Source organism: Lentimicrobium sp. S6 (genome assembly GCF_013166635.1).
In the GTDB taxonomy this organism is placed as follows: domain Bacteria; phylum Bacteroidota; class Bacteroidia; order Bacteroidales; family UBA12170; genus UBA12170.
The window spans coordinates 43,198-66,892 of record NZ_JABKBZ010000022.1; the positions used below are offsets into that span (position 1 = coordinate 43,198).

Consider the following 23,695-nt stretch of genomic DNA (forward strand, 5'->3'; position numbering starts at 1 on the left):
CCAGAAAAAGTCTAAATTGGGAGACCTGGGGACTGGGAGTCAAAGCGATTGAACAACCTTCTAAGGTTGGGTCTATACTACCATTCTATCATTAATTATAAAATTTCATCCAAGTTTTATAATCATCGCGGCTAGTATCATAGATTCTGATGATGGCTGATGTCCAATAATCTTCAAATTTCCTGCCTTTTCCTTCTGCTCTTGTAGGCTCACTTATCAATACTTTACCCGTACCAATATCAAAGAAAACTACCCAAATAGATGCATATTCATTAGTAGCATTTAAAGATTCTACCATATAGACCAAACCTAAACCGGCTTTTTCTGAACTTGAATATTTCTCAATAAAACCTTCAATTTGGGACTTCTTGAAAATAAAATTTTCAGCCTGGATTATCTCATCAAATGGGATCATTCGGTTCAATTCATAAACCGCAGTATCATATTCCACCCTCTTTTTTTTGTATGGAGCGCCAATGGGAATATTTTTCTTTCCTTCAGAAAACATTTTATTCCATGTTGGATAATAATAATTCACCATCTCAGCACCACCTGGAAACTCTCCAAGACCTACGCATTTAGCATGGGTAAAATCTAAACCATAAAAAGTAACCGCTTTATATTCAAAAACATCAGAAACGGATTGTGAATAACTAAATAAAGAGAATGCAAACAATAATACGATGAGAATCTTTTTCATTTGATAAAGTTTTGCTCAAATTTAAGAAAATTTACAAAATCAAAATCGCTTAACAAAAGTTTTAGTTTTCAGCCTGTTTTTCCCATTTCTCATAAAACTCTTGAGACTCTTTAATGATTTGTCGAATTCCACCTGCATAATAATTTCTGATGCTGAAACCTTTCATTCCTCCTCTTGCTCGTTTCACTAATAATACCTCTTGTGTATCAATATCGAAAAATACGATTTGAATGCTTATCAGATTATTTCCGTGGCTGACCTCATCTATAATATACACTAAACCAAGACCGCTGTGCTTCTCATCTTTATAATTTTGGACAACCGATTGAATCTGCTCTTCACTCAAGTTTTCTATTTTGCCATTCACATAATGATCATAAACATCAAAGGCTGCATTAAGATCATCTGCTCTATAAAAATTATACTCTACATTTTTCTTTTTATAGCTTTTTGCCACATCATAGCGCTTTCGTTCATCCATCATTAACTCATTTAATGCAGGCATATATTTATCTTGCATACTGGCTGGGCTAGTAAGTCCAGAACCACCAGTAAAACGAGCTTGAGTAAAATCTAAACCATAAAATACCATGTCTTTGGATTTGAATACATCTACTTCTTGCGCATGAAGGCTCCATCCCATGGTTAATGATAGGAATACTAGAATTAAATATTGTTTGGTTATTTTCATTTCTTAAGAGTTTGTTTAAAAACAAGAACAAGAAGATTTATTTAGGGTTGCTTTTTTTAAAAAATTCCCAATAAAAAAAATGATCATCCACCACTCATTTTTTTAAACTCTTCTTGCAAATATTTCATTAAAAAATCAATTCATCTTTCTATCAGACGCAAAGGGTTTAAAAAAGCTACACTTCGACCAAAAATAAGCCTATTTTTCAGCCGAAAAAATTACTATTTTTGCGCCCTTAAATATTACGATATGGACATTCCTTCAAGATATCAACCCCAAGAGGTTGAGAACAAATGGTATAAATGGTGGCTGGAGCAAAACTACTTCCACTCAGAACCAGACGATAGAGAAGCTTTTACAATAGTAATCCCTCCTCCTAATGTTACTGGTGTATTGCATATGGGTCATATGCTCAATAATACTATTCAAGATGTTTTGGTTAGAAGAGCCAGAATGCAAGGTAAAAACGCCTGTTGGGTTCCTGGAACCGATCATGCATCTATAGCTACAGAAGCCAAAGTGGTCAACCATTTGAAAGAAAAAGGAATCGCGAAAAATGACCTCAGTAGAGATGAGTTTTTGGAGCATGCTTGGGAATGGAAAGAAAAACATGGCGGAATCATTCTTGAACAATTAAAGAAACTAGGCGCTAGTTGCGATTGGGAAAGAACTAAATTCACCATGGATGAGGATTTATATGAATCTGTAATCGATGTATTTATCGACCTTTACGATAAAGGACTTATCTACAGAGGTGTGAGAATGGTGAATTGGGATCCATCAGCACTTACTGCTCTTTCTGATGAAGAAGTGATTCATAAAGAAGTTCAATCCAAACTATATTATATCAAATATCAAGTAGAAGGCGAAGATGAATGGGTAACTATTGCGACTACTCGTCCTGAAACTATATTAGGAGATACTGCAGTTTGTATTCACCCCGAGGATGAGCGTTTTGTTCACTTAAGAGGAAAGAAAGTAATTGTTCCTTTAATTAATAGAGCTATTCCTGTTATTCAAGATGAATATGTGGATAGAGAATTTGGAACCGGTTGTTTAAAAATTACTCCTGCACACGACATCAATGATTATACTTTAGGTATCAAGCATAAATTAGATACCATCAATATATTTAATGATAATGGAACTTTAAACGAAGCAGCTGAATTATATATTGGCGAAGATCGTTTTGAAGTGAGAAAGAAAATCAGCAAAGAGCTCCAAGAAAAAGGCTTCATGGTGAAAGAAGAAGATTATACCAATAAGGTAGGATTCTCTGAAAGAACCAATGCTGTTATCGAACCAAAATTATCATTACAGTGGTTTATGAGCATGAAAGAAATGGCCAAGCCTGCTCTTGATATTGTGATGAACGACACCGTACAATTTTATCCAGCCAACGTTAAGAATACTTATCGCCACTGGATGGAGAATGTAAAAGATTGGAATATTTCTCGTCAACTGTGGTGGGGACAGCAAATTCCGGTTTATTATCTTCCAAACAAAGAAGAAGTCGTAGCAAAATCTGCGGAGGAGGCTCTTGAAAAAGCAAAAGCTAAATATCCAGAATTAGCAGATATTACTATTGATGATGTAAAGCAAGACGAGGATGTTTTAGACACTTGGTTCTCTAGCTGGTTATGGCCCATCTCTGTTTTTGATGGAATCAGAAACCCTGACAATAAAGACATACAATATTATTATCCAACCAACGATTTGGTTACCGCACCAGAGATTTTATTCTTCTGGGTAGCTAGAATGATCATGAGTGGATTGGAGTATAAACAAGAAATTCCATTCAAGAATGTATATTTCACGGGTATTGTAAGAGATAAGCTGGGTCGTAAGATGAGTAAATCTTTAGGAAACAGCCCCGACCCTATTAAATTAATGGAAGAATATGGAGCTGATGGTGTAAGAGTTGGAATGCTACTCACCTCTCCAGCGGGTAACGACTTACCATTTGACGAGTCGCTTTGTGAGCAAGGAAGAAATTTCTCTAATAAGATATGGAATGCCCTCAGATTAGTGAAAGGCTGGGAAGTGGAAGAGAAAGAACAAGCCGAAGCTGCAAAAGTAGGAATCGATTGGATGCATGCTCGTATCAATCAGAGCTTAGAATCCATGGAGGATAACTTTAGCAAATACAGACTTTCTGATGCTCTAATGTCAGCATACAGGTTGGTTTGGGACGATTTCTGTTCTAATTACCTCGAAATCATCAAGCCACCTTATCAAAAAGCCATTGACGCAAGCACTTATAATGAAACCATCCTCATTTTTGAGAAACTCATGAAGATTCTTCATCCATTTATGCCCTTCCTTACAGAAGAGATATGGCATTTATTGGCAGAAAGAAAAGAAGGTGACGATATCATTATCAGTGATATGCCAAAAAGTACAGATATTGCTACTGATATTATCAAAGCTTATGAAGAAGCTGCTGAGGTAGTCAATAATATTAGAAAAGTAAGAAAAGAGAAAAATATTCCTCAAAAGGAAGCTTTACAATTACAATATACACAAGGGGAGCTCAATCAACATGCTTTTGCGGCTGTTATCAATAAACTGGGGAATATTGAAGCATTTGAAAAAGTTGATGAGAAACCTGGAGCTGCATTGAGTTTTATGGTAGGTTCTGATGAGTATTTCATTCCACTTTCGGAAAATATTGATGTGGAAGCTGAGATTGCCAAGTTGGAACAGGATTTGAAATATCAAGAAGGATTTATCAAATCGGTTGATAAAAAACTCGGCAACGAACGATTCGTAAATAATGCTCCAGCTCAAGTGGTGGAGATAGAAAAGAAAAAACGAGCCGATGCAGCCGATAAAATATCCAAGATAAACGAAATGATTGCTTCATTTAAGAAATAATAAGAAGGAGAGCCTATCTAAATGTAAATTTTTGATAGGTTTTTTTCTTTGAAAATTAATCTTGATTTAACATAGAACATGAGATAAACCGGCATATTTGCCGCTCTAAAGTAAAACCAAAAACCTTATAGATATTCAAACTTATGAATATTTATGAACACTTAAAAAATGTTAAAAATAATTTATAATTTTACATCAAATTTCTAAAATCAAAAGTTTATGAGAAAAATGTTACAAAAGTTTACTTTGATTGCAGTGATGGCGCTATTTACTGGCGGATTATTCGCTCAAGGTACTCTAACAGGAAAAATTAAAGACGACATGACTGGCGAACCATTAATTGGTGCTTCTGTTGTTTTAGAAGGTACAACTACTGGTGCTACTACTGATATGGACGGAGTTTTCACTCTAGATCTTCCTTCAGGAATGCAAAAAGTTGTGATTAGTTATGTTGGTTTCGAAGATGTTGTTATGGACATTGACGTTGCTAATGGGGAAACTAAAAATTTAGGTAAAGTTTTACTTCAGGGTAAAGCTATTGGTATGGCTGGTTTAGAGATTATCGCTGACCGTGCTAAGGAAAGAGAAACTCCAGTTGCTATTTCTAATGTTTCTAAGAAACAATTAGAAGAGAACTTGGGTTCTAGAGACCTTCCTATGGTTATGAACAATACTCCTTCGGTATATGCTACTCCTCAGGGTGGTGGAGCTGGAGATGCTCGTATCAACGTTCGTGGATTTAACCAAAGAAACGTAGCCATTATGGTGAACGGTGTTCCAATTAATGATATGGAAAACGGTTGGGTATATTGGTCTAACTGGGATGGTGTTGCTGATGCTACCTCTTCTATCCAAATGCAAAGAGGTTTATCTGCTATTAACTTAGCTACTCCTTCTGTTGGTGGTACTATGAATATCCTTACTGACCCTGCGGCTCACAAATTAGGTGGTTCTGCTAAATTCGAAGTTGGTTCTGGACAGTTCTTCAAAACTACTCTTTCTGGTCACTCTGGTTTAATCAATAATAAATTTGCTGTTAGTGCTGCTGTTGGTAAGAAAACAGGACAAGGTGTAATTGACAAAACTTGGACCGATGCATGGACTTATTATCTAGGTGCAGCTTATAATATTAATAAAAATCATCGCTTAGAAATTTATGCTGTTGGTGCTACTCAGCGTCACGGACAAAACCTTTATAAGCAAAATGCTGGTGCTTACGATACCGATTATGCGAAAGATATTTACGGTGATGATAATTCCTATACATATGATTACAGCAAGTATACGGATGAAGAAATTCAAAAACTAAAAGATTGGGGAGTTTATAGCGAATCGGGTACAGAATATGCTACAGACGCATTTCCTCAGGCTGATGCAGGAAGATTATATAATGAAAACTGGGGTCCTGTAAACGAAAGCTATACAGGCCAACAAAGTTGGAATGGTAAATCTGCACGTGACAGATATAATTCTGGTTATATTAATGAAAGAGAAAACTATTTCCACAAGCCATTGGCTAACTTAAACTGGTATGCTCAATGGAGTGATAAAGTATCTCAATTTACTACTTTATATTATTCTGGTGGTACTGGTGGTGGTACTGGTACATATGGTAAAATTCAGTATGATTATGCTGGTCCTTCAAGAACTCCAGACTGGAATTCTACTATTTCCCAAAACTCAAACCCTGAAGATGAAAACTACGGAAATCAAGGTATCTTAAGAAACTCTGTTAACAATCAGTGGACTGTAGGTGCTATTTCTAAAGTTAAAGTTGATTTCACTGAGAAATTCAAAATGCAATTTGGTGTAGATTGGAGAACTGCTGAGATTGACCATTACCGTGAAGTTAGAGATTTATTAGGTCTTCAATCTTATGATGATAAATATACAAGAAATGATTTTGGTTCTCAGTTAGGTTTAGGTTTAGGTGATAAAATCGCTTATAATAATACCAATACTGTTGATTGGTTTGGTGGTTATGTCCAAGCTGAATATTCTACTGAGAAATTCTCATTCTACGGAACTGCTGGTTACTCTGTAATCAAGTATAACTTCCTCGACCATTTCAAAACCGCATCTGAAATACAAGATGGCGTTGATGATGACGGCAATCCAATAATGATTCCTGATGTAAATAGTGGAAATTTACAAGCCAATACTGATTGGATTGGTGGATATCAAATTAAAGGTGGTGTTAATTACAATATCAACGAAACATTCTCAGTATTTGCCAATGTAGGTATAATATCTAAAGTACCTATTTTTGATGCTGTTATTGATGATGGTGATGGAACTGTTGCTGAAGACCCACAAAACGAAAACTTTACTGCTTTTGAAGGTGGTGCAATTTATAGCACACTAGATGACAAATTAACTGTTAAAGCTAACTATTACTATACCAAGTGGCAGGACCGTACTTTAACTCGTAGTATTAGAGTTACTGAAGATTTAAATGGCATTGCTTTTATTAAAGGTTTAGACCAATTACACCAAGGTTTTGAATTAGAAGCGAATTACCGTCCTATTAAATTAGTAGGTATTGGTGGTATTGCTTCTTTCGCTAAATGGGAATATTTAAATAATGTTTCTGCTCAAGTTAAAACTTATGATGATGGTGATTATAATACTTATGACTTAAATCTTTATACAAAAGATTTAAAAGTTGGTGATGCTCCTCAAACTCAATTTGCTGCTTGGGTTGACATTTTCCCAGTAGAAGGATTAAAACTTCAGTTTATCATGCGTCATAACTCTAATCATTATGCTGATTTTAACCCAGCTAATAGAGATGATGAAACAGATACAGAACAAGTCTGGAAAACTCCTTCATATACTGTTTTTGATGCACATGCTAACTACCAACTTCCTTTAAAAGGCAAAGTAGGTGTAAATATCTTCTTCCATGCATTCAATTTATTTGACACATTTTATGTGCAGGATGCAGTAGATAATAGTGCATATAATTCATTCCAAAGAATTGATACTGATAGAATGTTATCAGAAGATTCAGGTAGAAAAAGAACTGTTATCGCAAATCCTCATACAGGATCAGCTGCTGAAGTATACTTAGGTCTTCCTTTTAACTTCAATTTGGGTGTTAAAGTTACTATCTAAACTTTTAGCTTAAAATATTATTAATCCCTATGGCTTTTGTCGTGGGGATTTTTTTTTTACATCTTTCAAGAAAAATTAAACCCTGCTAGCTCGTGGTAAAAACATAAACCACTACAGATACTACAAATATCAAACATATTAGTAAAAATAGTCTTAAAGCATTTCTTGGTGATTCTATCATATCGACATAATAAACAATTTTCTTACCATAAGTTACGTTCCCTCCGCTCACTATGATTTAGGAAGATTCCCGAGTGAACTGGTATAGCTATCTATTTCCCTTTCTCTGGAAGTTTATAACCTATCTTTCTTCTTGGCTCTTGTTTTTCTTTTCCTTCCAACAGTTCATCCAAATAATTAAACACCAATTCTATATTTTTATCATGGTTCTTAAGTTTCTTCTTTATCTCTAATATTTCCTTTAGTATTTCTTGATTTTGTAACCATGCTTTCCTAAGCATAGTAAATGTTCGCATAATTGCTATATTAATATCTATTGCCATTTTACTATTTAAAACACTGGACAACATTGCAACACCATTCTCTGTAAAAGCAAAAGGAACCGCTCCACCAAAATGTCTTTTAGAAGGTATCACATTTTGTGATACCACATCCTCAATATCAGTTTCGGTTAATTCATACATAAAATCATCAGGAAAACGTTCCCTATTTCTTCTTACAGCCTGTTTTAAAGCTCTTGTTTCAATACCATAAAACTCAGCAAGATGAACATCAAGCAAAACTCTTTCCTCTCTTATTTTTATTATCTTACTAGCTATTAATGCTTCTTGATTCATAACTGTTTTATCTTTATCCATCGTTACTATGAGCTTTACAAGACTAATCTCTTAATTCATAAACATAAGTACCCACAAGATCGGACTATATTGAATTATTATTCAAAGATAATAAAATAAGAATTTACTATACACACTAATAAATCCTTTTAGAGCTTAATATGAAAATTAAGAATCCAGCTCGCTCGGATTTGCAATCCGAGTGCAAATACCAACCATAAGTATTCAATTCAGATGTATTTTAACATAAGAAAACTCTAAATGTATCTATTCAATTCATATCTCAGGCGAGAACATGGTCGTAAAATAGGCTTTATCTGGTTCGTGAACGTTGTATTTATCTGACATCCAACAAAGATAGAAAACTTTGGAAATTAGCTTTTCGTACTTATGTTATACTCCAGCTCGCTCGGATTTGCAATCCGAGTGTATATATCAATTACAAACCCTCAATTCAGGTGTTTCTAAAATCACATCCAATACACTTGGCAATTCAGCATAATTCCGAGCAGAACTAAACAAATATTCCTCAGGTTTTTCCACAATCATATCTTGCACTGGGTTCTGGTGAATATAATTCAATTTCTCATAAAAGAACTTTGTTGTGTATATAACTTTAGCATAATTACCTCTTTGCCAAAGTTTGTATTCTTGCTCTCTTTTTAAGTGCTCGCAATATTTTTGCAATAATGGCAATAGCCATTCTCGTCTGCTTTCTGGCTCCTCCTCTATTTGCTTTACAATTTTCTTTGAAACATTTTTTTTAAATCTCTGAGGATATCTGTTAGCTATGTCCTTCTGCTGCTCTACAAATTCTACCAATTGTTAATGAAAATGCTTTATGCAATTTCATTATTACAATGGTAAATGCCGATAATTTTTAATTGTAATCACCCATTTCAAACCAAATAATATTATCTCCTAAATTCATCGGCATTAAATGTAGATGGCTATGCATCAATACCCATCCGTATATTTCCAAGCCTTTGTTTTCTATACAATATTTTAGTGAATCAACCATAGCCATCTTATGATTTTTCCTTGTAAAAATATCTACCCAGCCAACTGTGGTCATTGTAATAAAATAGGCTTTATCTGATTCGTGTATTTTATACTTATCTGACATCTAACAAAGATAGAAAATTTAATAAATTGACTGCCTATCTTGTTGTTATACGCACGGAAAACATTTCCGCGCTAGCGGGTCGAGGCTGTTATGAAATCAGTGTTCTTAGCGGTAAATGAGACCACCAAAAGATGGACAATGCCAATTAGAGACTGGGGCATAATTTTGAATCAGTTTTTGATTATTTTTGACGATAGATTAAATATTAACTAAACAAAATTACGTTTACACAGTTTTTGGGACACTGTCTGTTATACGCACGGAAAACATTTCCGCGCTAGCGTTTTTTTTGTTTTGATGTTTACCTTAATACCACAAAAAATTATCAAATCATTTATCCTCCTCTAATTCATTTATTTTAACTTTGCATGAAATGATTATCCCTATGAAAAACAATATATTATACCTACTCTTACTCGCTTTACTAATTTCCTCTTGTTCCACGAAAGAAATGGAAAAGGAACAGCCCTACTTAATCCTCCTCTCTATGGATGGATTTAGATGGGATTACCCGGATTCTATTGCTACGCCAAACTTTGATAGGATGGAAAAAATGGGCGTAAAAGCAGAATCTATGCAGGTTTCATTCCCCAGTAAAACCTTCCCTAATCATTATACTTTAGTCACAGGATTGGTTCCTGATCATCATGGGATTGTAAATAATACTTTCTATGCTCCTAAATTTGATGAGGTTTATTCTATTGGAAATAGAGAAGCGGTGCAAAATGGGAAATTCTACCAAGGGGAACCCATTTGGAATACGGCCGAAAAACAAGGCATGAAAGCTGGCTCCTACTTTTGGGTGGGTTCGGAAGCCGATATTCAAGGCATGCATCCCTCCTATTGGAAAGAATATGATCATGATTTTGATTTTTATCAACGTGTGGATTCAGTAATGGCCTGGTTAAGCTTAGAGGAGTCTAAACGACCTCATTTAATTAGTTGGTATGTTCACGAGCCGGATGGAGTTGGGCATCACTACGGGCCTCATAGCGAAACAGCAGATTCCACCATTAGAGATTTAGATGCCCTATTGGGTTATTTTATGAAGGAACTATCGAAACATCCACTTGCTGATAAAGTAAATGTGATTGTTTTATCTGATCATGGAATGGGTAATATTTATAAAGATAAATCAATTCTTCTGACCGATTATCTGAAGAAAGAATGGTATACCTATCTTGTTGGTGGAAACCCCATTTATAATATTAAAGCCCAAGAAGGTTTTGAGGATTCTATCTATTTGGCTTTAGAGAACCTAAAAGGACTTAGCATCTATAAAAATGAAGAAATGCCTGCCCATCTGAACTATGGGACTCATGAACGTTGTTTGGACTTTACCATCGTAGCTGATAGTACCTATAGTCTTCTGAAAAGAGAACCTAGAAAAGGTTATGGCTTTGGTGGTACTCACGGTTATGATATTCATAATAAAGACATGAATGCTATTTTCTATGCTTATGGCCCAGCCTTTAAAGAAAATTATCAGCAAGAAATGTTTAAGAATGTGGATGTGTATCCTTTGATGTGCGAAATTCTGAACCTGACTCCTGCTCCTAATGATGGAGATCTGGAAGAAGTTAGGGGGATGTTGAAGTAGGTGGAAGAATAGAAGTTGGGTGTCGGCTGACTGATGTTGGAAGAGCAAAGCCTGGAGTTGGAAGCCCGGAGTTGGAAGATGGAAGTTGGGGGACAGATGGACAATGCTGGAAGAGGCAGACTTGATGTGTGAAGATTTTGAGCTCCGTTTATATATTTAAAATAATTGCCCGTAGGGCATTAGCTTTTGTATCAGAAGAAAGGTAAAAGATTTCATTTGCTCGTAGAGCATCTGTTATAAACATTTCAATAAAAGAATTGAATGCAAAGCAAATCCCCTACAGGGAATCAATAAACCTTGACTAGAACCTTATACAATACTTAAACCGCTACGCGGTAATGATTTATAATCGAATAATAAAGGGTATAAATTTCAAGTAAAACATGGAAAAACCCATCGTTTCAAATTTCAATTTCTAAAAACCATTATAATTTTCTAGAACACATGTAGGCTATACTTTAGCCAGTTCGTACTTTCATCAGCTTTCCAACTCAAAATAGAAACCTAAACCTCCAGGTTCACATCTCTTGAAACTTTAAACCTTGAACCCTTAAACCCTAGTCCACCAAATGATAATTAAAATTCCGTTGTCTTAAGATATTCCAGTTTTTATTCTCAAAACCAGCATCTGGGATTTTTTTGAAGTCAAGATGATTTTCTAATAGCTCAACTTCCATATCGTCCAAGCAATCCTGAAAATTCAATCCGTAATTAGCTAAAGCTGTAAGGAAGTATTTTGTGACATCATAACCCAAGAAGGCATGGCGGTTTTTCTGAGGCTCAATACCAAATTCATCTCTAAAACTTAAAACAAAATCTTGCACTTCTGGTTTTGAATAATCAATATACTTTGCAGAAGCTACTTGTAAACCCAATGGCTGCGTATAGGCCACATCAATTTCTGTATAATCGCTCCAGTGTGGCAAACCTATTACCTGATAATCGAAACTATCTCTCACAAAATTCAGCTTGGTAAATAGCTCAATGGCAAAAACCTCTTCTGTTCCAAAAGCCACCACCAAATTATTTCTAATTAATGAGGAGGCCTCCGAAATACCATAAAGGCTATCGACACTATAAACTACCGTTCTTAAAGAATTGGGAAGTAGGGTTGTATCGTTGGGGTAAGACTGGGTTAGTTCATAGTCAAAACCAGGCATTACCTTTCTAATTTCCTTAGTTGCCAATATACTGTAATCGATTTCTGTTTCTGGATAATCTAATTCGTATTGGCTTACTTTATAAAGAATATCGGCATTGGGAATCCCCATTTGATTGGGTATACCCTCTTCTAAAATTTGTTTTAATTCTTTATATTCGTTGGCTAATTGATAGGGATTACTTCTTACCAATATGATATTATGATTCTGATATCTGTCTACTATATAATTTCCAACCTGCTCTATTAAAGCATCCTCGTCAGGCTCTATTTTAAACACATTAGGATTGTCGTAAATTACCTTTCTACGCTTTGACAATACATTTACTAAAGGAATTTGATGACGGTTGGAATACTCACTCACCACTTCAAAACTTGAGCTATATAGCAAACTAATTATTAAATCCACATCGCTTAAATCCGTGGAATTTAATGCAGCTCTAGTTCCTTCAGTTTCTCTTGGAATATCCATTACATGAAGATCAAATTCCAGACCGGATTCATTTAATTCTCGTGCAGCCAACAAAGCACCCTCGTAAAACTCGATAAACTTAAATGGCTTGTCATATCTACGGTCCATCAGAACCATAGTATCCACAAACATCAAACTATCTATTTCATTCAAATAAAGAGGAAGCATTAAAACCACTTTATATCTTTTATCTTGCTCCCCAATTTTCGAACATAAAGAATCCTCAATAACATCTGGAATATCATCCACTATTTCTTCCCCACTCACCACTATATCATCCAACTCTTCAGTCTCAAAATCAGTTTCAATAAAATCTAGAGGTATTAGCAAGCTTTCGCCTCTTTTTAATTTAGAGCTTACATTCGGATTGGCCATTTTCAAATCGGCCACTGTCACATCATAACTCACAGCAATTTGAGTCAATTTCTCTTTTCTTTCAGCCACTTTATGCTTGATATATCCAGTTTCATTTAACTTTCTAGGAATCAAAAGATTCTGTCCAATTTGTATTTGCCTATCTCCCAATTCGTTATTCTTTTCGATTTCAGCAACAGGAATAGCATATTGACGAGCTAAACCAAATAAAGTTTCTTGAGGTTTTACCTTATGCTGAATAAATCGTGCGGAGTCAATTGCAGATTGCTTTTGAGGCTGAGTAAGCTTTTTTGGTATCAACAAATCCTGTCCTTCTTGAATATTAGAATCAGTCAGGTCATTTATATACATTAAAGCATCCACAGAAATGCCAAAACGCTTGCTTATGGTAAATAGGGTTTCCTTAGGTTGAACTTTATAAATATTATATTTATCATCATCTATTTTTGCTGTTTTAGCCTCCTGAGCTTCAGTGTGCAAAGAGCTTTCGTTGGATTGAACAAACATAGAAGGAATTTTTAAATACTGACCAGGGCTAATTTCTTCTCCCTCGATCTCATTCAAAGTCTTGATATCCGCTATGGTGACGTTATATATTTTAGAAATATGATAGAGAGTTTCCTTCTTTTTCACAATATGATAAATAAAATCAATGGTTGCCGTTTTAGCCTGAACTGGAATTCTTAGCTCCAATCCCATCCTTAAACCATCATTAAGCAATGGGTTATTTTTTAAAATAACATTGGTAGCCACTCCATAGGTTTTTGAAATATTATAGAGGGTATTTCCTTTTACCACATGGTGAATATAAAATTTCTTACCATCCTCTGACATGGTTTCTTCACTTTTTTGCGCTGAATAGTCCTGAGAAACAGCAGTGAAATTAATGCAAAGACTCAATAATAGTGTAAGAAAAACGGGATACTTCATATTCATATTTAATTAATTTACAATCAGATAGCTATTTATAGGCTTTTATTTCTCCAGATTTCACTCTCCTCAAATAGTCTTTTAAATCCTTCTTTACTTCAGGCGCCAAAATTAGTAAACCTATGATATTAGGAAAGCCCATACTTAAAATCATCATATCGGAGAAATCGACCACTGCCCCAAGGGTAGAAGAAGCGCCTATCACGATGAACGATAAAAACATTAAACGGTAAACGGTGTCAGAATATTTTCTACTTCCTAAATATCTTTCGCTTAATCCACCAAAAAGATAATCGAAACCTTTTAAGCCATAATAAGACCAGCTGATCATGGTTGAAAAAGCGAAAAGAAAAATCGCTACCACTAAAACATAAGGAAACCAAGTAAAAACACTAGCAAAAGCTTGAGAGGTTAATTCAGTTCCTTGAAGGTTATCTGGATTGGTATAAAAACCAGTGAAGATAATCACCAAAGCTGTCATGGTACAAATAACTACAGTATCAACAAAAGGTTCTAATAAAGCAACTAAACCTTCGGTAATGGGCTCCTTAGTTTTCACTGCAGAGTGCGCAATAGCTGCTGAACCAGCACCAGCTTCGTTAGAGAAACTCGCCCTTTGGAATCCAACTATTAATACTCCTATAACTCCACCTTTCATAGCATCACCATCAAAAGCACCTTCAAAAATAAGTCTGAAAGCCTCCCCCACATGAGAAATATTCATAAAGATGATAATCAATGCAATTCCCACATACATAACAGCCATAAGCGGAACAATTTTATCGGTAACCTTGGCGATACTTTTGATACCGCCAATAATGACCATTCCAACCAATAGGGCTAAAACTAAACCAAACCAAAACCCATGTCCTTCTAATGCAGGAATCATGGAACTAAACTGAGCAAATGCTTGATTGGCTTGGAACATATTTCCACCACCAAAGCTTCCACCAATGACTAGAATAGAAAAAATAACAGATAAAACAGCACCTAAGCCTTTCATCTTACGCTTTTTCAAACCCATATAAAGATAATACATAGGACCTCCACTCACTTGGCCTAAGACATCTATTTTCCTGTATTTCACACCAAGTGTACATTCTACAAATTTGGATGACATGCCTAAGAGTCCAGCGATAATCATCCAAAACGTAGCACCAGGTCCACCAATAACAATGGCAATGGCCACTCCGGCAATATTTCCTAAACCAACGGTCCCTGACAGAGCCGTTGTTAAAGCCTGAAAATGGCTCACTTCTCCTGCATCATTTGGATTATCATATTTACCACTAACAATTTGTATGGCGTGTTTAAATCCTCTAATATTAATAAATCCCATATAAACAGTGAAAATTACTGCCCCAATGATTAACCATACTACAATAATGGGCAAAGGAGCTTTTATAGGTTTACCATCTTCTCCAATGACCACAGCCCCTTCATCGTCATAAATAATGGGGTCGTAGATTCCTGCCCATTCAAAGGGATCGAAAAACAAGATTGTATTCATTTGTTCCACAATAGGTTCAAAGAAGTCATTAATATGTTCACTGGTCGTTTTGGTTTGCTCTTCAACTGGTTTTTTTTCCGAAGCATGGGCCCAAGAACCAGCTAAAAAAACAAATACAAAACTGACTATTAGGGATAGTTTTTTGATACTCATATTAAATTTCCTCTTTATTTTGTGCACAAAACACTGGAATATTCGAATTATTATAAATAGTTTTTTCTTCTATGGCTCCAAGAATAAAAGAAGGTTCAAACTCATCATTATCTACTTTAATCATAATTAAATCTGCATTTTGTTCCTCGGCATATTTATTAATCTGCTTTGGAAAATCCACTGCGCTTTGAGCCTGATCAATGGTATATGGAATTTGATGGGTTTTGAAAGTATTGGTGATTTCATCAACCAGTTTCAGCATGGCTTTTTGAATATAAGCCTCCTCTGTTTTCATGATATAGATAAATACTTCAGCCTGAAAAGCCGTTGCAATAAAAATAGTCCAATCAATCTTTATACTATAGCTGGTCGAAATATTTATGGGGAAGACAATCTTTCGATATCCCATGCCAAAAGTTCTCTTCTGAACCACTAAAATTGGAATATCCAAACCATGAATCACTTTCATGGCATGGCCACCAGTAATCTTTTGAATCCCCGTTTTACCATGCGTACCAAATACCACCATATCGGCTTGTACTTCTTTACTTACATTGGAAATAGAAGCTACTAATTTCCCTTCTACTTTTATGGTTTGAACAATGATACCATAGGATTGCTCTAGCTGAGTCCTTAAATCGTTCAATTGAGTTTCAATATAATCATTATTAAAGCTATTCTTTTTCAAAAATGCTAAACTATCAGCATTTATTACATGGAGCAATACGATTCTAGCTCCAATGCTGCGAGCAATTTCTGCCCCATGATTAATAGCATTATTACAGACCTTTGAGAAATCTGTAGGAATTAATATTGTTTTGCTCATGGCTTACTTTTTTTTGATTTTGATTTTTTCTATTTGCTCCGGAGTCCCAAGAATAAAAATTTTAGAATGAGGGATAATTACTGTTTCGGGGCTAGGATTGATGATGAATTCGCCTTCAGGAGTTTTAAATCCAATGATATTAGCTCCTACCATTTGGCGAACTGCCATTTCCATAATGGTTTTATTATGAAACTCGATGGGTAATTCTGCATAATCGATAGCTTCGATAATGGTTTCGGAACCTCCAGTGATGGACAAATGATCGAGAAACTCCAATACATCCCCTCTAGTCACCAACTTGGCCATATGTGCTCCTCCCACTCCCTCAGGCATAACCACATGATCTACACCCGCTACATGAAGCTTTCGCTCAGCACTAGCATTGGAGGCTCTGCTCACAATCGTGATTTTGGGATTAAGAGAACGTGCTGTTAATACTACAAAAAGATTATCGGCATCCACAGGCATAGTAGAAACGATAGATTTAGCAGACTGAATTCCTGCTTGCTCTAGAACTTCATCTTCAGTGGCATCTCCTTCAATAAATTTAACAGGATCTCCAGAATAGTTCATGATAAGTTCATGATTCTGGTCTATAACCACAAAAGGCTGTTTTCTAACTCTAAGCTCATTGGCTACCGTTTGTCCATTTCGTCCAAACCCACAAATTATTACATGGTCTTTCATAGTTTTATTCTTTTTTTTCGATCGAACACCCATCACATCATTAATCTGTAATTCAACCAAATACGAAGTGATAATAGAGATAGCATAAGCGTAATTACCAAAACTAAAAATAATTAAGAATATGGTAAAAATCTTTCCGCCATCTGTTAATTGATGCGGCAAACCAAAGCCCACGGTTGAGATGGTAATTACAGTCAAATAAAGAGAATCTAAAAAGTTATCCTTCTCAATTAACATAAATCCAAAAACGCCAATGGTCATAATGATTGACAAAATGGCCAAGGCCCATAAAACTTTCTTAAGATTGGTATTTTTCAAGCTTTGCTAATAATTAAGTATTTACTGCAATTATAGTGAATATAGCGATTTGATGCAAGAGGAAAGTGAAATTGGAAGATATAATCCTTACACAAAAATAAGATGTGTTTTTTTAAAGATACAAGGTCTTTCTAACAGCTTTAAAAAACAATTTAAATCGCTGATTTAATGATTCTTTAAATTTATCTTAAGCAGTGATAAGGATTGAGAAGAGTCAACCTAAGTGAAAGTAGATTTATAAAAACTCTTTGGATTGCGAAACCTTGCATTCTTTAATATTTAATTGCTAAATACTTTCAATTCAATAATTGAGCAGAATAAATCATGGGAGTGAAAAACAATAGATTTTAACCAATATTGACTTCATCTACAAAGAAGCTCAGCAGCTACTTCAACCTTCTGCATATCCTCCATAACATCGGTGCAAAGGCAACCATAATAATATTGACCAAAATCTAAATCTTGCAGAAACCATCTCTGCCCATTTTGGGAAAATTTTTCATTGCTGGCATCAATTTCGATCTGGTGTAAATAGAATAAGTTAACGCCCAATGCTTTAATAATACTTTCTTTACGTGTCCAATAGCAAAAGAATTTTTGGAGTGGTGACGTAGACTTGTTTATGTTAACCCACTCTTTTGGGGTGAAAAAAGCTTCAAAATCAGAAAGCTTGATTTGCTTGTGCTGTTCAATATCTATACCTATTTGCCCTTGCTCTGCCAATACGCAAACCACCATATTACCCGAATGAGAAATATTAAAGGAGATATCCTCCAAATGTGGTTTGTCATTTTTCAGATAGGTGATATGATCCAATAAATCACCCCTTCCCATTTCCATTAAACCATACTTGAGGAGTAATCGCCCAATGACAAATTGATAGCCATCTGCTTCAAATTTATATCGAAGTGCACGCTGTTGAATAGCTTCAGGCATCCTCTCAATGAGCTCAGCTAAACTATATTTCTCCTGTATCAGCAAGGAGTTGGTATGGTAAATCATGTTCATGAATCATCTAATAACTATCAATGAATAATCAATATCAACGAAAACCATCAAGTATTGAATACTTGATGAGGCAATATTACGATAGAATTCTGGTTTTGTAGTAATTATTAAGTATCTAATGAGCATATCAGTAAACTCACTCTCCGTATCCCACCCAAATATTTCACTCATCACACTCAGTCGTTAATTTAATTTAACACTACACAACTGCCGTATTTTCAGGCTATTGAACTTAATTATACACTATTTTATGTTAAAATAAAGAACCTTGGAAATAAAATCGGAATACTTTCGTTTCTTTGCGGTACTGCGAAGACGAAATAATTACCGTTGGTTTTAAAACTATAATTTAAACATGATTACACGAGAACTCATCATAGAAACAGCAACAAAATCATTCTTAGTGAATGGTGTAAAATCAGTTACCATTGACAAAATAGTTAAGGAATTACACACTTCCAAAAGAACCCTTTATGCTCACTTCAAGGATAAAGTGGAATTGCTTGAAGCTTGTTTGGAGAATTATAATCATAAAGTAAAAGCCGAAAATGAAGCCATTATAGAATCGGCTGATAATGTGATAGAGGCTATGGCCAAATTACATCATCAAATTGTGAGACGCTCCTATGAGGTAAATCCAAACTTCTTTCAGGATGTACAAGCCTTTTACCCTAGCGTATTAAATAATTCATACAAAAGCACTGGAAAATACGCCCATAAACAGATGATTAAATTGGCAACATGGGGTATAGAGGAAGGTATTTTCAGAAGTGATTTAGATATAGAGGTTGTAGGACAAACGGTATTGGTCATGCAGAAATTATTAAAAGACAAAGTGAAATTCCCTATCTCAGAATTTAGTATCGAACGTCTCACATTTGGGACTTTAGTACCATACTTGAGAGGAAATTGCACACTAAAGGGAAGAGAAATATTAGAAATTCAAGAGGAACTTTTTAAAGTTTCCATTTAAAAAATAAAGCTATGAATATTAACAGCTCGCTTCAGAAAACACCAATTGCAGTAATAGGATTATCTACAATTGTAGCAGACGCCCTAAATATTGAGGAATTTTGGACAAATATCATCCAAGGAAAAGACAGTATAACTGATGTACCCAAAAGTCGTTGGGACATAGATGATTATTATGATGCAGACATGACTGCTCCTGATAAAACCTATTGTAAAAGAGGTGGTTTTATTCCTGACATTAATTTTAATCCCATGGAGTTTGGTTTACCACCAAATATTCTTGAAGTAACAGATGCAAGTCAGTTATTGGGTTTGATAGCTGCACGTGATGCACTCAAAGATGCTGGTTATGGTAAAGATTCAGTGAAATTCACAACTGCACTAAAAGCCAAAACTGGTGTTTTACTAGGTGTAGGTGGAGGCCAGAAATTAATTACACCATTAATTTCACGTTTACAATATCCTATCTGGGAAAAAGCTTTGCGTGAAAGCGGTATTGCCGAACAGGATATTCCACACATAGTTGACAAAATGAAAAAAGCCTATATCGGCTGGAATGAGAATTCATTTCCTGGCCTATTGGGTAACGTTATATCGGGTCGTATTACCAATCGTTTCGACCTAGGTGGTATTAACAGCGTTGTAGATGCTGCTTGTGCTGCTTCCTTGAGTGCCATAAAAATGTCCTTGAGTGAATTAGTTGAAGGACGTTGCGACATGATGCTGACTGGTGGTGTTGATACCGACAATTCACCATTTATGTATATGTCGTTTAGTAAAACGCCTGCCTTCTCAAAATCTGGAAATATCAGCCCATTTAGCGATAACGCGGATGGTATGCTGATTGGCGAAGGATTGGGAATGTTGGTATTAAAAAGATTAGAGGATGCTGTGCGTGATGGTGACAGAATTTACGCGACCATTACAGGTGTTGGAACTTCTAGTGATGGCCGTTTCAAATCGGTTTATGCCCCTCGTCCTGCTGGACAAGCCATGGCTGTAGAACGTGCTTATGAAGATGCGGGTTATGCACCCTCAACTGTAGGTTTAATTGAAGCACATGGTACAGGTACTGCTGCTGGTGACCCTGTTGAATTTTCATCCATGCAAATGGTCTTTGGGAAAGACAACCCTCAAAAACAACATATTGCTTTGGGTTCCATCAAATCGCAAGTGGGCCATGCTAAAGCTGCAGCTGGTGCTGTGGGGATGGTAAAAGCGGTATTGGGTTTACACCATAAAGTGTTACCGCCAACAATTAATGTGGAGCAACCCAATTCTAAGTTTGACATTAGTAATTCGGCTATGTATATCAATACAGAAGCTCGTCCATGGTTAAGAAACGGACATCCGCGTCGTGCTGGTGTAAGTGCTTTCGGTTTTGGAGGCATCAATGTTCATATTGCATTAGAAGAATATGCTGGCACAAAGCCTAAGGATTATCGTATACATGAGCCCTATAAATCGGTCTTATTAAGCGCTCAAAATCCTAGTCAATTATTAGAGACTTGTAAAAGCACTTTAGCCAATTTAGAAGGAGAAGAAAGTAAATTGGCTTTCTTAAACCTAACAAAGTCTAGTAAAAATAGCATCGCAGACAAATCCTTTGCTCGCATTGGCTTTGTGGCCCAAGACATTGAAGAATGTATTAGTTTATTCCAAACGAGTATACAAATGCTTCAAAGCAAGCATGAGCAATGGAATCATCCTAAAGGTATTTACTACCGTCCGAATGGTATGGATGCCCAATCGAAAGATGTAGTGGCATTATTTGCAGGACAAGGCGCACAATATGTGGGTATGGGTAAAGAATTAACCAATGCCTTCCCTGAGCTAAATGAAGCTTTTCAGCAGACCGACAAACTTTTTGAGCAAAACGGAGAAGCTGCTTTATCAAAAACCATCTTCCCTATTCCTGTATTCTCGAAAGAAGCAAAAGCAGCTCAACAAAAAACATTAACACAAACGAAATTTGCTCAGCCTGCCATTGGTACCTTGAGCATGGGACAATATAAGATTTTACAAAATGCCGGATTTAAGCCTAGCTTTACTGCCGGACATAGTTTTGGTGAATTAACTGCACTTTGGGCAGGTGGTGTTTATGATGAAAATACCTTTTTAGCATTGGCTAAAACCAGGGGTGCTGTCATGTCGATTGAAAATCCCAATGCAGACAAAGGTTCAATGCTAGCTGTTGAAGCTTCGCAAGAACAGGTGCTACAAGCCATTGCCAATATGCCTGGTGTTAGCATTGCCAACGTGAATTCAATTAGCCAGATTATTCTTGGCGGTAGCACACAAGCCATCCGCATTGCAGAACAACAATTAAAAAATCAGGGCTATGCTGTTATTCCATTACCGGTTTCAGCGGCCTTCCACACTGATTTTGTTAAACATGCACAAGAGCCTTTTGCTGGTTTTATTGCAGCACAGCAGTTTAACACACCGAAAATACCTATTTATTCAAATACATCAGGAAATCAATTCCCAAATGATTCCAATGCAATAAAAGAAATTTTAAAGGGACAGATTCTAAAGCCTGTATTGTTTAAAAATCAAATTGAAAATATTTATAATGCTGGTGGTCGTGTATTTGTAGAGTTCGGACCCAAAGGTGTATTGACCAAATTGGTTGGGAATATCTTAGAAGGGAAAGAACATACAGCCATTGCTATTAATCCAAATGCCAAAAAAGACAGTGATTTACAATTCCGTCAGGCTATTGTACAATTGCATGTTTTGGGATTACAATTATCAAATGTAGATCCCTATTTAAAAGAAGCTGAAGCACCTGCTAAAGCAAGCAAAATGGATGTGATAATTAGTGGTGCTAATTATGTTTCTCCTGCTACGAAAAAAGCTTATTCCGACGTAACGAATAACGGATTTAAAATTTCTGGCAATCAAACACAAGTTATTGAGAAGATTGTTGAAGTGGAAAAGGTCGTAGAAGTTGCAGCTCAAACCACAAACAATCCCTCAAATGAAAACAATGGCGTTTCCGAATTGCTACTTTCTACTTTAGAATCCTTTAAAACCAATCAGGCAAAGTCATTAGAGTTATTTGAGCGTTTTATCAATGATCAAAATACACAAAGTCAGCAGCTGATAGATATTATTGGACAGCAAGTAAATGCAAATTTGCCATTGACTCCTCAAGAGGCAGCTGCACCAACAATTACCGCTCCTGTTATTGAAACAGTAGCTCCTATTCAAGCTGAAGTTCAAGCAGCATCAGAAGCAAACAAAACTACCGCTGATACTACACAATTAGAAAAGATGTTGTTGGAAGTGGTGAGCGAAAAAACAGGTTATCCTGCAGAGATGCTAGAGATGAACATGGATATGGAAGCTGATTTAGGTATTGACTCCATCAAACGTGTGGAGATATTTGGTGCTTTAACCAAACAATATCCTAGCATTGCCGGAATCAACCCTAGCGAATTAACAGAGCTTCGTACTTTGGGAGAAATCGTGAGTTATGTGGCACCTAAAGGTGCTACAGCGGTTGCTATTGAAGGTGTGAATACAACAGCTGCTCCGGTAATTGAAACACCTGCTCCAGTTCAAGCAGTAACTGAAGAAACTCCTCAAGCTAGCAATACTGATTCCACTCAACTTGAAAAGATGCTTTTAGAGGTTGTGAGCGAAAAAACAGGTTATCCTGCTGAGATGCTAGAGATGAACATGGATATGGAAGCTGATTTAGGAATTGATTCTATCAAACGAGTAGAGATATTTGGTGCTTTAACCAAACAATATCCTAGCATGGCCGGAATCAACCCTAGCGAATTAACAGAGCTTCGTACTTTGGGAGAAATCGTGAGTTATGTGGCACCTAAAGGTGCTACAGCGGTTGCTATTGAAGGTGTGAATACAACAGCTGCTCCGGTAATTGAAACACCTGCTCCAGTTCAAGCAGTAACTGAAGAAACTCCTCAAGCTAGCAATACTGATACCACTCAACTTGAAAAGATGCTTTTAGAGGTTGTGAGCGAAAAGACTGGTTATCCAGCAGAGATGCTAGAGATGAACATGGATATGGAAGCTGATTTAGGAATCGATTCCATCAAACGTGTGGAGATATTTGGTGCTTTAACCAAACAATATCCTAGCATGGCTGGAATCAACCCTAGCGAACTAACAGAGCTTCGTACTTTGGGAGAAATCGTGAGTTATGTGGCACCTAAAGGTGCTGCAGCGGTTGCTATTGAAGGTGTGAATACAACAGCTGCTCCGGTAATTGAAACACCTGCTCCAGTTCAAGCAGTAACTGAAGAAACTCCTCAAGCTAGCAATACTGATACCACTCAACTTGAAAAGATGCTTTTAGAGGTTGTGAGCGAAAAAACAGGTTATCCTGCAGAGATGCTAGAG

Annotated in this window: 16 protein-coding genes; 5 read left to right on the plus strand and 11 right to left on the minus strand. The window is 36.1% G+C overall.

The features are described from left to right. Positions 1-91: 91 nt before the first annotated feature. Both HNS40_RS09380 and HNS40_RS09385 read right to left on the minus strand, forming a co-directional pair. A complete protein-coding gene (locus tag HNS40_RS09380) occupies positions 92-700 on the minus strand; it encodes a hypothetical protein (RefSeq protein ID WP_172280062.1) in 609 nt (202 codons plus the stop codon). A gap of 61 nt (positions 701-761) precedes the next feature. Continuing rightward, positions 762-1,391: a hypothetical protein gene (locus HNS40_RS09385; protein ID WP_172280063.1), complete on the minus strand. Its 630-nt coding sequence runs from the start codon at positions 1,389-1,391 to the stop codon at positions 762-764. Between the two features lie 249 nt (positions 1,392-1,640). On the opposite strand from HNS40_RS09385, the gene HNS40_RS09390 reads away from it, so the two are divergent. Beyond that, positions 1,641-4,268 (plus strand): valine--tRNA ligase, encoded by a 2,628-nt coding sequence (locus HNS40_RS09390; protein ID WP_172280070.1) that lies wholly within the window; start codon positions 1,641-1,643, stop codon positions 4,266-4,268. A 219-nt stretch (positions 4,269-4,487) separates the two neighbouring features. Then, on the plus strand, positions 4,488-7,385 hold the full coding sequence (locus tag HNS40_RS09395) for a TonB-dependent receptor (protein ID WP_216663672.1): 2,898 nt from the start codon (positions 4,488-4,490) through the stop codon (positions 7,383-7,385). A 272-nt stretch (positions 7,386-7,657) separates the two neighbouring features. Here the strand turns inward: HNS40_RS09395 and HNS40_RS09400 are convergent, their stop codons facing one another. The 3 genes from HNS40_RS09400 to HNS40_RS09410 all read right to left on the minus strand — a co-directional run bounded on the left by HNS40_RS09400 (position 7,658) and on the right by HNS40_RS09410 (position 9,308). Beyond that, positions 7,658-8,203 carry an ORF6N domain-containing protein gene (locus HNS40_RS09400; protein ID WP_253916301.1) on the minus strand — a complete coding sequence of 182 codons (546 nt, stop codon included), beginning with the start codon at positions 8,201-8,203 and terminating at the stop codon, positions 7,658-7,660. 414 nt (positions 8,204-8,617) lie between these two features. After that, entirely contained in the window at positions 8,618-9,004 is a 387-nt protein-coding gene (locus HNS40_RS09405; RefSeq protein ID WP_172280073.1) for a hypothetical protein, read from the minus strand. A gap of 58 nt (positions 9,005-9,062) precedes the next feature. Continuing rightward, complete coding sequence (locus HNS40_RS09410; RefSeq protein ID WP_172280075.1) at positions 9,063-9,308, minus strand: hypothetical protein; 246 nt, start codon at positions 9,306-9,308, stop codon at positions 9,063-9,065. 385 nt (positions 9,309-9,693) lie between these two features. Between HNS40_RS09410 and HNS40_RS09415 the strand changes: the two genes are divergently transcribed. Continuing rightward, entirely contained in the window at positions 9,694-10,908 is a 1,215-nt protein-coding gene (locus tag HNS40_RS09415) for an ectonucleotide pyrophosphatase/phosphodiesterase (protein WP_172280077.1), read from the plus strand. Between the two features lie 557 nt (positions 10,909-11,465). On the opposite strand, the gene HNS40_RS09420 is transcribed toward HNS40_RS09415, so the two are convergent. From HNS40_RS09420 to HNS40_RS09445, 6 genes are all read right to left on the minus strand, one after another. Then, positions 11,466-13,850 carry a LysM peptidoglycan-binding domain-containing protein gene (locus HNS40_RS09420; protein ID WP_172280080.1) on the minus strand — a complete coding sequence of 795 codons (2,385 nt, stop codon included), beginning with the start codon at positions 13,848-13,850 and terminating at the stop codon, positions 11,466-11,468. A 25-nt stretch (positions 13,851-13,875) separates the two neighbouring features. Then, positions 13,876-15,507: a sodium:alanine symporter family protein gene (locus tag HNS40_RS09425; RefSeq protein ID WP_216663673.1), complete on the minus strand. Its 1,632-nt coding sequence runs from the start codon at positions 15,505-15,507 to the stop codon at positions 13,876-13,878. Position 15,508: 1 nt separating this feature from the next. After that, a complete protein-coding gene (locus HNS40_RS09430; RefSeq protein WP_172280082.1) occupies positions 15,509-16,333 on the minus strand; it encodes a universal stress protein in 825 nt (274 codons plus the stop codon). Between the two features lie 3 nt (positions 16,334-16,336). Beyond that, positions 16,337-17,338, minus strand: a complete 1,002-nt coding sequence (locus HNS40_RS09435) for a TrkA family potassium uptake protein (protein ID WP_172280084.1) — start codon at positions 17,336-17,338, stop codon at positions 16,337-16,339. 363 nt (positions 17,339-17,701) lie between these two features. Beyond that, positions 17,702-18,346, minus strand: a complete 645-nt coding sequence (locus HNS40_RS09440; RefSeq protein ID WP_172280086.1) for a 4'-phosphopantetheinyl transferase superfamily protein — start codon at positions 18,344-18,346, stop codon at positions 17,702-17,704. A 3-nt stretch (positions 18,347-18,349) separates the two neighbouring features. Further along, positions 18,350-18,517 carry a hypothetical protein gene (locus tag HNS40_RS09445; RefSeq protein ID WP_172280088.1) on the minus strand — a complete coding sequence of 56 codons (168 nt, stop codon included), beginning with the start codon at positions 18,515-18,517 and terminating at the stop codon, positions 18,350-18,352. A 184-nt stretch (positions 18,518-18,701) separates the two neighbouring features. On the opposite strand from HNS40_RS09445, the gene HNS40_RS09450 reads away from it, so the two are divergent. Together HNS40_RS09450 and HNS40_RS09455 are read left to right on the plus strand one after the other, a co-directional pair. Beyond that, on the plus strand, positions 18,702-19,319 hold the full coding sequence (locus tag HNS40_RS09450) for a TetR/AcrR family transcriptional regulator (RefSeq protein ID WP_172280090.1): 618 nt from the start codon (positions 18,702-18,704) through the stop codon (positions 19,317-19,319). Positions 19,320-19,330: 11 nt separating this feature from the next. Continuing rightward, positions 19,331-23,695: type I polyketide synthase (locus HNS40_RS09455; protein WP_172280092.1), on the plus strand; the 4,365-nt coding region annotated here is incomplete at its 3' end.

Excerpts from the sequence above, each read along its gene's own strand:
- HNS40_RS09440 (WP_172280086.1), bottom strand. The coding sequence starts at position 18,346 with ATGAACATGATTTACCATACCAACTCCTTGCTGATACAGGAGAAATAT.
- HNS40_RS09400 (WP_253916301.1), bottom strand. The coding sequence starts at position 8,203 with ATGGATAAAGATAAAACAGTTATGAATCAAGAAGCATTAATAGCTAGT.
- HNS40_RS09450 (WP_172280090.1), top strand. The coding sequence starts at position 18,702 with ATGATTACACGAGAACTCATCATAGAAACAGCAACAAAATCATTCTTA.
- HNS40_RS09445 (WP_172280088.1), bottom strand. The coding sequence starts at position 18,517 with ATGAGTGAAATATTTGGGTGGGATACGGAGAGTGAGTTTACTGATATG.
- HNS40_RS09430 (WP_172280082.1), bottom strand. The coding sequence starts at position 16,333 with ATGAGCAAAACAATATTAATTCCTACAGATTTCTCAAAGGTCTGTAAT.
- HNS40_RS09415 (WP_172280077.1), top strand. The coding sequence starts at position 9,694 with ATGAAAAACAATATATTATACCTACTCTTACTCGCTTTACTAATTTCC.
- HNS40_RS09390 (WP_172280070.1), top strand. The coding sequence starts at position 1,641 with ATGGACATTCCTTCAAGATATCAACCCCAAGAGGTTGAGAACAAATGG.
- HNS40_RS09410 (WP_172280075.1), bottom strand. The coding sequence starts at position 9,308 with ATGTCAGATAAGTATAAAATACACGAATCAGATAAAGCCTATTTTATT.
- HNS40_RS09420 (WP_172280080.1), bottom strand. The coding sequence starts at position 13,850 with ATGAATATGAAGTATCCCGTTTTTCTTACACTATTATTGAGTCTTTGC.
- HNS40_RS09380 (WP_172280062.1), bottom strand. The coding sequence starts at position 700 with ATGAAAAAGATTCTCATCGTATTATTGTTTGCATTCTCTTTATTTAGT.
- HNS40_RS09395 (WP_216663672.1), top strand. The coding sequence starts at position 4,488 with ATGAGAAAAATGTTACAAAAGTTTACTTTGATTGCAGTGATGGCGCTA.
- HNS40_RS09385 (WP_172280063.1), bottom strand. The coding sequence starts at position 1,391 with ATGAAAATAACCAAACAATATTTAATTCTAGTATTCCTATCATTAACC.
- HNS40_RS09425 (WP_216663673.1), bottom strand. The coding sequence starts at position 15,507 with ATGAGTATCAAAAAACTATCCCTAATAGTCAGTTTTGTATTTGTTTTT.